The sequence below is a fragment of the Sorangium sp. So ce185 genome (assembly GCF_051526825.1).
Taxonomy (GTDB): domain Bacteria; phylum Myxococcota_A; class Polyangia; order Polyangiales; family Polyangiaceae; genus Sorangium; species Sorangium cellulosum_D.
The window spans coordinates 12766409-12779756 of sequence record NZ_CP150316.1; the positions used below are offsets into that span (position 1 = coordinate 12766409).

General features: G+C 69.1%; 12 protein-coding genes. 4 read left to right on the plus strand and 8 right to left on the minus strand.

What is annotated here, in order from left to right; genetic code table 11:
• Window positions 1-308: 308 nt before the first annotated feature.
• The 5 genes from lepB to WMF26_RS47135 all read right to left on the minus strand — a co-directional run bounded on the left by lepB (window position 309) and on the right by WMF26_RS47135 (window position 4693).
• Window positions 309-947, minus strand: coding sequence for a signal peptidase I (lepB, locus tag WMF26_RS47115; RefSeq protein WP_437334526.1), 639 nt, complete (start codon window positions 945-947; stop codon window positions 309-311).
• Between the two features lie 73 nt (window positions 948-1020).
• Window positions 1021-1830, minus strand: a complete 810-nt coding sequence (locus tag WMF26_RS47120) for a trypsin-like serine peptidase (RefSeq protein WP_061623224.1) — start codon at window positions 1828-1830, stop codon at window positions 1021-1023.
• A 405-nt stretch (window positions 1831-2235) separates the two neighbouring features.
• Complete coding sequence (locus tag WMF26_RS47125) at window positions 2236-2763, minus strand: hypothetical protein (RefSeq protein ID WP_437334527.1); 528 nt, start codon at window positions 2761-2763, stop codon at window positions 2236-2238.
• Between the two features lie 126 nt (window positions 2764-2889).
• Window positions 2890-4047 (minus strand): glutamate 5-kinase, encoded by a 1158-nt coding sequence (gene proB / locus WMF26_RS47130; RefSeq protein WP_437998036.1) that lies wholly within the window; start codon window positions 4045-4047, stop codon window positions 2890-2892.
• A complete protein-coding gene (locus tag WMF26_RS47135) occupies window positions 4040-4693 on the minus strand; it encodes a hypothetical protein (RefSeq protein ID WP_437316408.1) in 654 nt (217 codons plus the stop codon). The genes proB and WMF26_RS47135 overlap by 8 nt, the downstream gene beginning before the upstream one ends.
• A 596-nt stretch (window positions 4694-5289) precedes the next feature.
• Here WMF26_RS47135 and WMF26_RS47140 point away from each other — a divergent pair.
• Both WMF26_RS47140 and WMF26_RS47145 read left to right on the plus strand, forming a co-directional pair.
• Entirely contained in the window at window positions 5290-7302 is a 2013-nt protein-coding gene (locus WMF26_RS47140) for an NACHT domain-containing protein (protein WP_437998037.1), read from the plus strand.
• Window positions 7303-7364: 62 nt separating this feature from the next.
• The gene (locus WMF26_RS47145; protein WP_438002493.1) at window positions 7365-7826 is read left to right on the plus strand and encodes a bacteriophage T4 gp5 trimerisation domain-containing protein; all 462 of its coding nucleotides are present in this window, start codon (window positions 7365-7367) and stop codon (window positions 7824-7826) included.
• Between the two features lie 304 nt (window positions 7827-8130).
• Here the strand turns inward: WMF26_RS47145 and WMF26_RS47150 are convergent, their stop codons facing one another.
• From WMF26_RS47150 to WMF26_RS47160, 3 genes are read right to left on the minus strand one after another with little or no spacing between them, the layout of a single operon-like run.
• Window positions 8131-9225 (minus strand): hypothetical protein, encoded by a 1095-nt coding sequence (locus WMF26_RS47150; protein WP_437998038.1) that lies wholly within the window; start codon window positions 9223-9225, stop codon window positions 8131-8133.
• Entirely contained in the window at window positions 9222-9923 is a 702-nt protein-coding gene (locus WMF26_RS47155; RefSeq protein WP_437998039.1) for a hypothetical protein, read from the minus strand. The genes WMF26_RS47150 and WMF26_RS47155 overlap by 4 nt, the downstream gene beginning before the upstream one ends.
• A complete protein-coding gene (locus WMF26_RS47160; RefSeq protein WP_437998040.1) occupies window positions 9920-10459 on the minus strand; it encodes a hypothetical protein in 540 nt (179 codons plus the stop codon). Before WMF26_RS47160 ends, WMF26_RS47155 begins: the two co-directional genes overlap by 4 nt.
• Window positions 10460-11250: 791 nt before the next feature.
• Here WMF26_RS47160 and WMF26_RS47165 point away from each other — a divergent pair.
• Window positions 11251-12855, plus strand: a complete 1605-nt coding sequence (locus tag WMF26_RS47165; RefSeq protein WP_437998041.1) for a DUF3800 domain-containing protein — start codon at window positions 11251-11253, stop codon at window positions 12853-12855.
• A gap of 88 nt (window positions 12856-12943) precedes the next feature.
• Window positions 12944-13177 (plus strand): ribbon-helix-helix domain-containing protein, encoded by a 234-nt coding sequence (locus WMF26_RS47170; RefSeq protein ID WP_437998042.1) that lies wholly within the window; start codon window positions 12944-12946, stop codon window positions 13175-13177.
• The last annotated feature ends 171 nt before the right edge of the window (window positions 13178-13348 follow it).

A 13348-nucleotide genomic window follows, 5' to 3' on the forward strand; every position in this document is an offset into this window, starting at 1 on the left:
TTCTCCGACCCGCGCCAGCAGAAGGCCGCCTGGGCGGACCTCCAACCGATGAAGCGAGCCCGGGGGCGGAGGACCCTGCCCGCTGCTCGCGCTGGATCCCCGACCCGGGTGGAGAGAACCACGGTTCTAGACGTCGAAGAGCGGAGGGGTCAAGCACGAGCTGACGCGGGCCGTCGGCGCTGCCGCAGGCTGCCGGCCCTGGAGCAGCTTGCCGGCGCTGACATGGCCGCCGGCGCCGACGTGGCCGCCGGCGCCGACGTGGCCGCCGGCCTGACGTCGCCGCTGGCCTGACGTCGCCGCTGGCGCTGTCAGCGCACGAAGGTGAAGCGGCGCTGGTCGTCGCTCCAGCCCCCGGCGCCCCAGAGCCGGAACACGATCCGCTGGCTGCACGCCGCGCGCGGCTGGAGGCCGAAATCGCGCGAGTCGTCGTGGTAGCTCCGGTTGTCGCTCAGCAGGAAGACCGTGTCGGGACGCACCTCCACGCGGTGGCGGCGCTCGAGCGGCGGCCTGCGGCCCGTCGCCCGCAGGTGGAGGCCGGGGCCCATCCTCACCATGTCGCACGCGACCTGGACCGTGTCGTTCGTGGCGGGATCGACGATGCTCAGCTTCGGCTCGGTGCAGGCGACCTCGGCCTCGTAGCGCTGCCCGTTCACGACCAGGGCGCTGTGGTCGACCTCGACCGTATCGCCCGGCACGCCCGCGATCCGGCCGACGATGTGGCTGCCGGGGACCTCGGGATCCGGGCACCGCACCAGCTCGCCGAAGCCGGGCGTGCCCCGCGTCAGCACGACGACCACATCGCCCGGGGCGAGGCTCGGCGCGATCGAGGCGCCGAGGCTCGGGTCATCCGGCACCGCCCACACGTCGAGGACGAGCGCGCGGAGCACGACGCCGATCACCAGCAAGGTTCCGACGATCCAGAGCAGCCCGTTGAACAGCTTCCGCATGGCGGCCCCGCAGCCTAGCGCAGCGGCGGCCGCGGGCGGCGAGCAACGCGGGCCCGCGGACGCCGCGCCGCCGTCAACGCAGGCAGCTCCGGTACGGCGGCAGCTCGCTCGGGCTCGCGCCCGCCGCGATCTCGCGGGCCGCGGAGAAGAGCTCCGGCCACACGTCGAGGCGGCTGAAGTACGAGGTGCCGGTCGTGTGCTCGTCGCCGTCCATCACGCTCGACGAGATCACGCCGACGACGTCGCCCCACGCGTCGCTCCGCGCGGGCCCCCCCGAGTCCCCCGGGCAGATCGAGGCGGTCGCGACGAAGTGCCCCGGGGCCAGCCGGTCGATCGTGCCGCCCAGCCGCGGCACGAGGTGGATCGGATCGCGCGAGAGCGCGCAGCGGCCGAAGCCGTACGGGGTCACCGTCTCCTTGAGCGCGGGCTCGCCCTCGATCCGCGGCGCGAGGGTCGGGATCCCGATCAGGCGGCGCGACAGCACCAGGATCGCGATGTCGCCCTCGCCCGACGTGTACCCGCAGTCCGGCGACACCACCGCGCGGACCGTCACGTCACCCCACGGCAGGTGGTCGCCCCCGAGCTCGATCGAGATGGCCTCGGGCTCCTGATCGCGGCGCAGCGTCCTGCCGTTCTCGTCGCGCGCCGCGACGCAGTGGTGCGCGGTGAGCACCAGGTCCTCGGTGATGAGCGTCCCCGTGCAGGTCACGTCGGTGACGATCCGGACGATCGCGTCCTCGTTCGTCGCCAGCTCGAACGGCGGTCGCAGCTGGACCGGGCGCTGCTCCTGGCCCGGCTTCGCGGCGGGGATCGCCAGCCCTGCGTTGGTGATCGGCGGCGCGCAGCCCGCGGCGGCGGTGAGGCCGAGCGCTGCAGCGACCACGACGGCGCGTCGGTACAACCCTGTCGATGCAGTCGCCAGGGCGCCCAGCGTGCGAGCTTGCGGCTGTTCCACCTGAGGGAGACCCTCCCAAGCGCAACCGGTTGTTCAATCGGACAGCGCCCCCGGTGTGGACGCGCCGAGCAAGACCCAAGGCTACGACAGAAGGCGGTGACCGTCATTCGACAACGACAGGGTTTCCAAGCTTGGATACGACCCTGACGATCGGCGACCCCGCCGCGGGCGCCCTCGCCGCGCTCGCGCCCCCGCGCTGTCCCATGGACCGCCTGACGAACTCCCCTCCTGTCCAGCCAGATCGAAGAGATTGGCCCTGAGCAGATTTATTCCGGTGCGCGCGCACGATCTCGGCGCCTCGATCGTCCCTGACGCGCGCTGGGCGCGCTGCGTTCAGCGCATCGCAACGAGGCGCACCTCGCTCGCGCTGCGCTCGTAGGCGGCGCGCGCGGCGGTCGCGTCGAGCTGCGGATCGTCGACGCCCGCGGCGGCGAGCTGCTCGAGGAAGGCGCGCTGCCGCTCGGACTTCGCCGCGAGCCACGCGGGACAGACGCCCGCCGCGCAGGCGGCCGAGGCCTGCTCGGCCGCGGCGAGCGCGTCGCGGACGCGACCGCGGCGGAGCAGCGCGCGCGCCGAGAGGTGCGCCGCCTCCGGGAGCTCGCGCACCTCGCGGGGCGCGGCCTCGAGCGCGGAGGAGGCGAGGCCCGGCTGATCGCGATCGAGGTAGGCCGCGGCGAGCGCGGTGACGCTCTCCCGCGTCCGGCCCTCGGCGTAGCGCGCCTCGAGCTCGGCGAGCTCACCGAGCCCCGCCGTGGCGCGCGCCGGCAGCAGCTGCGACGCCTGGACGCTCGGCCCGAGCCCGACCGTCCAGGCGACCCCCGCGAGAACCAAGCCGTTGGCGACGAACAACCCGAAGCGCATCACCCGACCTCCAGGAGCTGATGGAGCGGAGTGACAGCCGGGCGGCGCCGAGGTTCCCGCGAGCCTCGAAGAACGCGCGATCGGGTGGCCGTCGCGCCTACAGGGTGCGCCCGGGCGGCGGCGGGGTCACTCGCTCGGGAGCACCACGAGGTCGTCGCGGTGGACGACGACGTCCTCGCCGGCGTCGTCGCGCTTCTTGCGCGCGATGCGCGCGGCGTCGCCGGCGGACATCCGCGCGAGCCCGCGCGCGATCTCGGTGCCCTCCGGGTCGAAGACGGCCACGGCGTCGCCCGGGAGGAAGGTGCCGCGCACGCCGAGGACGCCGACCGCGAGGATGCTCCGGTTCTTCGAGGCGATCGCCTCGGCGGCGCCCCGGTCGACGAGGATCGCGCCGCGCGGGCGCAGCGTGTACGCGATCCAGTGCTTGCGCGCGCTGAGCCGCTGCGGGACGGCGGCGAAGAGGGTGCCGACGTCCTCGCCCGAGAGGATGCTCGTGATGATGCCCGGCTCGCGCGCGGCGGCGATGACCACGTGCGAGCCCGCGAGCGTGGCGCGCCGCGCGGCCTCCACCTTGCTGGCCATGCCGCCGGTGCCGACGCCGGAGGTCGAGCCGCCGGCGAGGTGCCGCGCCTCGCGGGCGACGCTGCGCACGAACGGCACGCGGCGCCCGTCGCCGTCGAGCAGGCCCTCGACGTCCGAGAGGAGGATCAGGAGATCGGCCTCGCAGAGCGGCGTGACCATCGCCGCGAGCTGGTCGTTGTCGCCGAACTTGATCTCCTCGACCGCGACGGCGTCGTTCTCGTTGATGATCGGGATGGCGCCCGCCTCGAGCAGCGCGGCGAGGGCGTTCCTCGCGTTGTTGGTGCGGGTGCGGTCGGCGAGGTCGGCGTGCGTGAGGAGCACCTGCGCGACGCGCAGGCCGACCTTGCCGAAGGCCTCCTCGTAGCGCTGCATCAGCACGCTCTGGCCGGCCGCGGCCGCGGCCTGGAGCCAGGCCATGTCCTTCGGCCGCGCCTTGAGGCCGAGCTTCGTCACCCCAAGGGCGATGGCGCCGCTCGACACGATGACGAGGTTCCGGCCGGAGCGGGCGCGGAGCGCGGCCACCTCGACGGCGAGCCGGTCCCATGCGTCGCCGGAGAGGCTCTTCGAGCCGATCTTGACGATGATGCGGCGGCAGCGCTTGAGCGCGGCGCGCGCGCCGTCGGGATCGATCTCGGGCGCGGCGCCCTCCGCGTCGCGGCCCGCGGCGCCCTTCGTGGCGGTGCGTTCCTCGTGGTCAGTCATGGGGCAGGCCGGCGGCGGCGATCTCGTCGAAGGCCGCGTCGAGGCGGCGCTCGATGTACTCGGGGACGGCGGCGCCGGCGAGCAGGAACGCATCGATCCAGCGCGTGAACTCGTCGCGCAGGTCCTCCGCGCCGCTCGGCAGGATGGTGACGCTCGCGTGGAGCGAGGGGGAGAGCGAGCGCCGCACGGCGCGATCGACCGCGTCGCGGATCCAGCGCGCCTCGTCGGCGTGGATGCGGACGGCGCTGCTCCGTCGGAAGCGCGTGATGTAGCGGTTCAGCAGGTGGCCGAGGGCGTAGACCTCGAGGCCGCGCGCGGCCGCCGCGAGCGCGAGGGCCGGGTTCAGCCGCCGGAGGACCTCCTTCGTGACGAGCTGCGCGGCCTTGCGGAGCGGGGTCTGCTCCGCGCCGGGCTGGGCGAGCAGGGCGCGCGCGTCGGTCGTGAGGCTGAGGCCGTGGCGGGCCACCGTGTCCTGGGCGATCGCCCCGCGGATGCGCAGGAGCATCCGATCGGGGAGGACCGGGACCGGGAGCCACGAGGCGCCCACCGCGAACGCGGTGAGCACGGCGAGTCGACCTCCGGGAGGCGGGCCGCCCGGGGTGACCTGAGCGGCGGACGGCTTGTTCGCGGCGGCTTCGGATGACATCGGGCGCACGGTACTACGGCGCCCGCCGGGTGGCGAACAGTGGCGACGGCGGCGCGGGGCGGAGAGAGCGGAGGCGAGGGCGGCGGAGCGGGGGAGGCGGCGAGAGGGCGAGGGCGAGCCCGAAGGCGCCTCGCCACGTTCCCGCAACTCGCGCTGCCACGGCCGGGAAACGCGATGATCCCGCGGCGAGGCGCGTTCCGAGCCGTTCCCCTCGGCCATCGCCGCGGGCGCAGCCGTTCCGGAGCGATCGGCGGCGCCGGCGCCGCCGGATCTCGCCTTTCTGACGGCTCCAGCGCCGCCTCGCCGCGGGATCGTCGCGCGCGGAGCGGCTCCAGCGCCGCCTCGCCGCGGGATCGTCGCGCGCGGAGCGGCTCCAGCGCCGCCTCGCCGCGGGATCGTCGCGCGCGGAGCGGCTGCCGCGCCGCCTCGCCGCGGGATCGTCGCGCGCGGAGCGGCGGCTGCGTCCATCGAGCGTCCCTTGCGCCGCGCTCGAGCGGCGGAGCCACATCACGCCCAGGCCGCCGCCCACGGTTGAGGCTGCGAAATGGCGACGCGGCCGCATGGTCCCCGCAGCCGCATCCATGCATGGTCCTGCCATGGATGGCGACGACCTGCGCAGATGGTTGTGGACCGACGCGATCGCGAGCGCGCCGAACGATCCGACCGGGGTCCTCTCGTTCCCGGAGCGGGATCACGTGGACTCGGTCTGGAGCGAGCACGGCCAGGCTCATGTTCGCGTCCTGATCCGGAACGAGCAGCGTCCGATGGACATGGAGGTCTTGCCGCGCCGGGTCGATGCGCCGTCGCGGTGCACCGTGCCCGAGCTCCTCGCGCGTCACGAGCGCGTGCTCGTCGTCGGCGGGCGAGGCTCGGGGAAGACGACGCTCATCGCGCGGCTCGCCGCGCGGGCCGCAGCGGACCACCGTCAGGGCACGCGGACGCTCGTGCCGTTCGTCGTCCTCGTGTCGCTCCTCGACGACCCTCGCTTGGACGAGCGCGCCATCGCGAGGCTCTCGCCGATCGGCGGGGTCGTGCTCCTTCGCCGTGCGCTCGAGGAACGCCGCGCGCTCGTGCTCGTCGACGGGCTCGACGAGGCGGGATCCGGCGCGAGGAGGCTCTCCGAGTCGGTCGAGGCGTTCGCCGAGGCCCATCCGGGCAATCCGATGGTGGTCACGACGCGCCCGCGTCGCGAGGGGATCCCGGGCTATACACGCGTGGAGCTGCGCGGATTCGTGACCGCGACCCTCGTGCCGCAGCCCGGCACCCGCGTGGTCGCGGCGCATCGCTTCCTGGCGCGACGGGATCCGGGGCGCCGCACGTCCTTGATCGCCTCCGCGGTCGACGCGCTGCTCGAGCGCTACGCCGCCGAGGAGCTCAGGCCCGGCGCGATCCTGAAGTCGCTCGATCTGCGCGACCGGAGGCTCCTCTTCGGCTCGATCGCCTGGCTCATGCACTCCGACCGGCTCGTCGAGCTCCCCGTGGAGCCGCTGGCCGAGCTCCTGCGATGGCGGCTGGACGGCGCCCGCTGGGTCGAGGGGCCGCGCCTCGTCCTCTGCAGGGCGGACGAGGAAGTCGACCTCTGCAGGGCAGACGACGAAGACGACGAAGAAGACATGGATGAGGATGAAGACGGCGACGGCGACGGCGATCCCCAGGGCGGCCCGCTCGAGCGCGGCGCGGCCGGCGACGCCCGTGAGCTCGGAGAGCTCGCGCAGGACATCGACGGGATGGTCGAGCGCGTCATCGAAGAGATCCGCGGGCACCAGGGGTTGCTGATCGAGCGACGCCCCGGGGCCTTCTCGTTCGCGGACCTCTCCTACCAGGCGTACCTGAACGCGGTCGATCACGTCAGGATCGGCGCGCTCGACGCCCTTATCGAAGAGCGAAGCGACCCGTGGTCCCATGAGACCATCGTTCACGCGGCGGGCATACCGGAGGTGGACGCGGCCGCGTTCATCCGGGCGCTCCTCGAAGCGGATCGGGGTGAGGCGCCGGTCGCCACGCTGCTCGCCAGCCGATGCGCCGAGGTCGCCGGCGGGCGCCTCCCGCCCCAGCTCCGACGCACGATCGCGCGGCGGCTCTCCGCTGTGGTGCCGCCGCGCAGTCCGTTCGACGTCGCGTATCTCATCGACGACGTGGGCGAGATCGCGGGTCCAGCGCTGATCCAGGCGCTCGGCTCCGCCAGTCCGAGCGAGCGGGCCTACACGGCGATGGCGCTCGGAGGCCTGCGCCATCGGCCCGCCTACGGCGTGCTGGTGCGGATGGCCGCCGACGATTCCGCTGTGAACGAGCCGATCGTGTGCTGGCTCTGGGACGAGGAGCAGCTCGTGAAGGATCAAGTCATCGGCTGCTTCGCGCTCCTCGCGCTCTTCGACGTCGCGCTCGCCGTGCCGTCTGCGAGCGCGCTCTTCCTGCAGGCCATCGAGGGCGCTCCGCGCGGCGCGCTCGACTGCGTCTACACGCTCATCGATGACCAGCATGCGCAGCGGATCGGGAGGGCCTCCGAGGACGAGCCGATCCGCGATCCGGAGGCCGTCGATGTGCTCCTCGCAAAGATGCGCAAGGTGCTCGACCGCACGGGCGGGCCGTCGGGGTGGAAGTTTCCGTAGCCGCGCCGCGCCGCTGAGACCCGCCGAGCGCCGGCTGCGCGCCGAGCAGGCCGCCGGACGCGCTGCCGCAGCACGCGACGCGCGCCGTCTGGCGGAGCCAGAGCACGCTCGACGCGGACGGCTTCAACGAGATCAGCTTCGAGGATCAACGCGGGCAGGAGCGGTTCTACGAGCGCGCGGAGCGCGACAAGGAGAGCCTGGTCCGCAACGACGAGCGGCTCACGGTGGGCCGCCGCCGGTCGCGGCTCGTGCGGGGCGAGGGGGACATCGCGCTCGGCGGAAGCCGCCGCGAGGAGATCGGCGGCAGCCTGCACCGGACGGTCCACGAGGAGGAGCGGGCGGAGATCCGGGGCTCGCTCTCGGCCACGGTGGGCGGCGATCGCCAGGAGGCGATCGGCGGGCGCTACGCGGTCGAGGTGGGCGGCGCCGTCCACGTGGCGGCCGGCGGGCCCATCGTGCTGGAGGCGCCGGACATCACGCTCGAGGCGCCGGCGGGTTCGTCCGGGTCACCGCCGGCGGCGTGATGATCGATGGCGGCGCGGTGCTGATCCAGAAGGGCGGCGGGCCGGGGGCGGGCGCGGGGAGCGACCCGGCGCTACGGCGGCCTCGGGCGCGGCGGCGACTCGATCGGCATCGCCTGCCTCGACGAGGACCAGCTCACGCTGGAGGGCGTCACCATCGAGACCGGGCAGCCGGGCAAGGGCGGCATCAGCTGGAACCACGATGGCAGCATGACGGTGGGAGAGAGCGGCGAGGCCCACCCGACGCTTCGCTTTCCCGAATAGCCGAAGTCACGTCCGGCGAGGACGGCGCAGAGCTCCACGACGGCTACGAGGGAGCTTCGGAATCCGAGTCCACGAGCCAGCTATCCAGGAAGCGGCAGGCCCAAGCGACCATGGTGGCCGGTGGCTCGCCTTCACCATCCCACGAAGCGACCAGCGCTTCGAGCTCGCGCGTAGCAGCTTCGAGCTCGCGCCTGGCAGCGATGCCGCGGGCAGTCTTCGGCTGCTTAATGAGCATGCGAATCTTCGCAAGTGCCTCAAGAACCTTCTCTCTGCGCAAGACACCATCCGTCGTCACCACCCAGTAAGAAGAACCGCTTTGCACCTCGGGCATCAGGGCCCACAAGATGTGATAGAGCGCCGCAAGCACGTTGAGCACCGCGATGAGCGAGTCTGTCAGGTTGCTCGCTTCGATGTCCACACCGCCAGCCGACACTTCAGACGGCGATGGTTTTACCCATGTATGCTCGTCCGAAAACAAGCAGTCGTAGAGCCTGACCTCGCCAGGGAGTCGCACGCCTGTTGTCACATCTGGCACGAGCACGGTCCCGATCTCCGGCGGCATGCGCTCGCAACCGAAGGTTGCCTCGATATCACGGGAAATCGAATCTGCATATAGCTGTTCTTCGGGCGACAAATCGAAGACGACGTAGCGTTTTCTGATGTTGACGAACCTGATACTATCATCCGGCCGAGACACGAAGCCTGGATCGAATGGGCTTCGATCAACAATAAAGCGCAAGCCTCGGAATACGACCACGAACAAGTCGCTCACCTGTTTCACGATCTCGGTCGTGCACGATCTGTGGACAATGTAATAAGGAGCCAAGAAACTTATTTGAAACCACAGGAGCTCACCGGTGGATTTTCGAAGGTCAATCGTGAAGGAGTAGCAGCCGTCGCAGCCGCCCGTGGTGAGATGCAGCGAACGGTTCATGAGCATACGAGGGAAGCGGTCGTCGATGCGACGCAGCATGGATTGCCATCGCTCGTCTTTTGATGCTTGGATCTGCGCAGCCACGAGCCGGGCGTGCTCTTCGGTCTGGCTGCGGAGCTGTTCGTCGACATCATCGGTAATCCCAACGCCACGGGGGTAGTATCGGTAGACAATGTCCAGTAGTCTGTCAATGCTGTGTTTCATGGATTCTTGAGCCTGGCGCCAAGGCCTTTGTAGAAATCACTAATAAAGCGCTCTGCTATTCTGGACTTGAACGTTTTGCAGAATATGCCAGGGGGGAGCTGCGCGCCTCTATCCTTTTCGTATACCATATCCGCCGACCAGTTTGCCACATCGGCGCTAATTTGTGCTGCCCTGTCCGACGAGATCGTTCCCCACTCTTCGCTTCGCAGTGGCATCCCAATGTGAACCATGCACGTTGAGTCGCCCTCATTATCATGGCCGAAAGCCAGATAGGTCTTTGTCTCCTGCCAACCACCTGCAACGCCAGTCCCATCGTAGGCAACGATCGTAACAAAGTTGAAAGCCCGCGGGTCAATCGGTATTTTGCCTGTGCACCCCATGCTTGGAGCGCCGCTCCGCTGGCAAGGGTCTGTGGGCTTCTCCGGGCTCTGTGTCGTCCGCTCCTCCTCCTCTTCGTCGTCGTCTTCGAGGTCCGACTCGTTGCACGCGATCTTGCGCTCGCCGCCACCTTGGGGGTCGGCCCCGAAGTCACCGGATGCGGCGGAGGTGTAGATGGGGCGGGGCTCCGAGCCTGGACCGGCACCTGCACCCGAAGTCCTTTCCCCGACAGGATAGCAGTCTCCTATCGTCCAGTTGCACGCCGCTAGCGACCAAACCGAGATGGCCGAGATCGACAATAGAGCTGCTCTGACGTTCATTTTTCACTCCATCGAAGCACAGGACCAGCAACAACGACGACGGACACGTAGCCCGGGAGCACCAGACTGCCCCGACCGACCCAATCCACGTTGACGCTTGCCGACACGCCCAGCGGTCCGGCGACGTACGCGTTGACCTGCGCGTGGCCACCTGCGGCGAAGCCACCGACGCGGCCGCACAAGGTGACGCCGCACGCCGGCATGAGGTAAAACGCGACCGAGGGCCCCGCGCTGACGTTGCCGTCCTTCCACGCGTACCCAAGGTCGACCGAGGTCTGGTTATAGATCCCGGGCCCGTCCGCCTGGGTCGGGGGCAGGATCGTGCACAGGTCGTGCACCGTGAACAGGATGTCTCGCTGGATGGGCCACGATATGCCGGCATGCGGCCCCACCGCGAGGCGCGGAATGGTACCGGCCTGGAGCCACCCGAGGCTCACACCGGCGCTGAGCTCGGACGCCTCTCCTTGCGTCGGTACGACGACGAGCGGGAGGACGACCAGGACCGCCCAAGGGCTCCGCCGGCTTCTTGTGCCCATCGTCCCCTTCTCCCCTCACCGCAACCGACGAGCAACGTGGCAACGCGGGCCATCCTTCTGATCGTGGAATTGGACGTCAACCGGAATTTGTGCGGGGACACACCGACGGACGTGAGTCATACCGTTCAGAACGTGCGTCGGCGCGCATTGGCCGTCCGAGACGCCACGGGCGGATCGCCGCCGATGCGCGTCGAACTGCACGCCGCCGCCCGTGCGCGAGAACGTGGAGGGACGCGGCGGCGTCTCGTGAACGACGTGGGCCGCCACCTCTTCCACGAGCGCCACCACGCGGCTCAGGGTGCTCGCGAGCTAACCGGCCTCGGGGAGCGCCGGTTGGGCCCATGCCTTCCTAAGGGGGGCCCGCGCCCGGAGCTGCGTGTACCGGCATGCATAACAACGGGTGCATCAACGGCTGCTCCGACACTGGGACAGCAGGAGGCACACCTCCTGGCGGGGGCGTACCCCCAGAACCCCCCGAAATTGCTGCGCCCCGTCGGGTCTCTGGGTGCGATGCAGCATCGAACCAGAGCCCCGACTTGCCTCGACCTGCCAGGTCGACCATCCGCTCCTTGCGTCGTATCGCTCCTTGTTCGCGGGGTATCGCGGCGTTCGAGGCAAGTCGGGTCTACGACCCGACGGGGCGCAGTGCGGTCGCCCTTCCGGCCGTCCGTATGGAGGCAAGCGCTCCACAGGGCGCTCGCCGAGCCCGAGCGGGTTTGTGTGGTCCCGAGGGGGAGCTGCGGCAGCCGGCTGGCACCGACCAGACGAACGAGCTAGGCACGACGACGACCATGACAGAAGGTCCGCTTCGTACGATTGAGGAGTGGCTCCAGCTGCCGGAGTTGGAGTTGTCCTATGACGTCGCCGAGTACGAAGTTCTCAAGGTCGGGATGCTGTGGGGGGTCGCACCAGACGCACGGCCTGAGGATGCGGAGCCGCGGTGCGACCTGGTGGGAGATCGTCCGACAACCCAGATCGACATCTGGGGCACCATCACGATCGAGACTCCTGACGGGGCACAACTACTCCGACTTCCGGACGTGCTGGCGGAGTGGGCCTTCGACACGATCCAGCTCAGGCGTAAGGGCATGAAAGTATTTCCACGACGGGTTCGGTTCCGAACCACTCAGGAAGGCATCGAGGTCACGCCGATCAACGACGCACCACTTCGACCGAACAAGACGGAACCGCCCGTGGCCCCCGCACAGGAGAACGACCAGCCACCGGCAAGCACCGGCCGTGACGAACCCGAGGCGAATCAGGTGAAGGTGCCTGACGTTCTCACGGTGTATGTCGACGAGAGCGGAAATACGGGCGATGCTGCCGCAGGTAGCGCGAACAGCTTCGGTCAGCAACGGGTCTTCACGCTGGTCGGCGTTGCCGACGATCTCTGCACGGGCTCAATCGGAACGATACTCGCGAACCTCCGCCGCAAGCATGGCGTGCAAGCAACGGAGATCAAAAACAGGACAATGGAGCGATATCCAGCGTTCGTAAGCGACCTCGTGCGCCGCCTATGCATGAGCAACGCGATCTTCGTCGAGATCACGGACAAGAAGTTCTACCTGGCCACGAATATCGTTACGTTCGTCCTGCGTGGACCCAAACTCGATCCTCTTGTTGCCCCTGAGCTGGCGAACGAACTGGCCGAGACCATGACTGACATCATTGATGATGCTGTGCTCCTAGCCTACGGTGAGTTTGCAAAGACGGCGGATCGAGAATCGTTCGAGCGCTTCGAAAACGAATTTCGGCGCTCGACTTTACGCGCGCAGTTGATGATGGGCCCTCATCAAGAGCGCGAATTTCGTCTCCTTAAGCGCATTGAGGAAGCGTTCGACGCCGCCCTCGGCGAACGGGGTGGAGCGTCCAACTACCCCAACTTCCTGCCGCCACCGGACAGAGGACGGACGGGGCGAAAGATACCGATGCTTCCGCATGTGCCGAGCTTCGCTGACCTCCTGGGTCGCATCAATCGTCACGCTCGGTCCCGGCCTAGCGTCCGTATCGTCCATGATCACCAGGAGCAGTTTAGCGTGGCCCTTCGTGAGTGCCTGTCATTTCTCGACAGGCATGCACTGTCGATATCGGATATGGCGACCGGCACTATAATCGAAGCTCATGCTGATTGGAACCTCGCTCCCGGAAAATTCCAGCTCACGTTCGCCAACTCGAAGACAGAGCCCGGAATCCAGGCTGCGGACGTGATCGCGCGCCTCTGCACACAGCGGATGAACGCCGTGCTGGCGCATGGTAGCCCAGCAACAGCTTTCGATGTGGCAGTCGACGCACTCCACGATCATGGACGTTCTGACAGGGGCACCGGTGTGAATATCCTTGCGACCACAAAGGACGCTGAGAATTTTTGGGCCGTGCAACAATCGCTGCCAGCGTGATTCCACGCCATGCGCCTGCGCACGCCAGAACAAAAGCACTCCCCGGTTCGTCCGCTGATGGGAGTTTCATGCCATCGTTTGACGTCGCATGGTCAATCTGGTAAAATTGAGGCACATTAATCTACGCATGCCTATGCGAAGAAATGCAGAAACAATCACACTTCCAGAAGACCTTCAGGTGTTCGCAGAAGAACGCGTGCGCGCTGGTCAGAACGCTAGCGTTGCCGAGGTCGTGTACGATGCCGTCCAGGAGAAGAAGCTCTCGGCGCTGCGCGAGGCACTCGATGCCGGCATTGCCGAGTTAAACGCCGGCCTCGGCTAGGAAAGCTCTGTCGAAGATTTGACGGCCGAGCGCTTCGGATGACATCGGGCGCGCGGTCTACGGCGCCCGCCGGGTGGCGAACGGTCGCGACGGCGGCGCGGGGCGGAGAGCGGAGGAGGCGAGGGCGGCGGAGGGGGAGGCGGTGAAACGGCGAGGGCGAGCCCGAAGCCG

Excerpts from the sequence above, each read along its gene's own strand:
- lepB (WP_437334526.1), bottom strand. The coding sequence starts at position 947 with ATGCGGAAGCTGTTCAACGGGCTGCTCTGGATCGTCGGAACCTTGCTG.
- WMF26_RS47125 (WP_437334527.1), bottom strand. The coding sequence starts at position 2,763 with ATGCGCTTCGGGTTGTTCGTCGCCAACGGCTTGGTTCTCGCGGGGGTC.
- proB (WP_437998036.1), bottom strand. The coding sequence starts at position 4,047 with ATGACTGACCACGAGGAACGCACCGCCACGAAGGGCGCCGCGGGCCGC.
- WMF26_RS47135 (WP_437316408.1), bottom strand. The coding sequence starts at position 4,693 with ATGTCATCCGAAGCCGCCGCGAACAAGCCGTCCGCCGCTCAGGTCACC.
- WMF26_RS47140 (WP_437998037.1), top strand. The coding sequence starts at position 5,290 with ATGGATGGCGACGACCTGCGCAGATGGTTGTGGACCGACGCGATCGCG.
- WMF26_RS47150 (WP_437998038.1), bottom strand. The coding sequence starts at position 9,225 with ATGAAACACAGCATTGACAGACTACTGGACATTGTCTACCGATACTAC.
- WMF26_RS47155 (WP_437998039.1), bottom strand. The coding sequence starts at position 9,923 with ATGAACGTCAGAGCAGCTCTATTGTCGATCTCGGCCATCTCGGTTTGG.
- WMF26_RS47160 (WP_437998040.1), bottom strand. The coding sequence starts at position 10,459 with ATGGGCACAAGAAGCCGGCGGAGCCCTTGGGCGGTCCTGGTCGTCCTC.
- WMF26_RS47165 (WP_437998041.1), top strand. The coding sequence starts at position 11,251 with ATGACAGAAGGTCCGCTTCGTACGATTGAGGAGTGGCTCCAGCTGCCG.
- WMF26_RS47170 (WP_437998042.1), top strand. The coding sequence starts at position 12,944 with ATGGTCAATCTGGTAAAATTGAGGCACATTAATCTACGCATGCCTATG.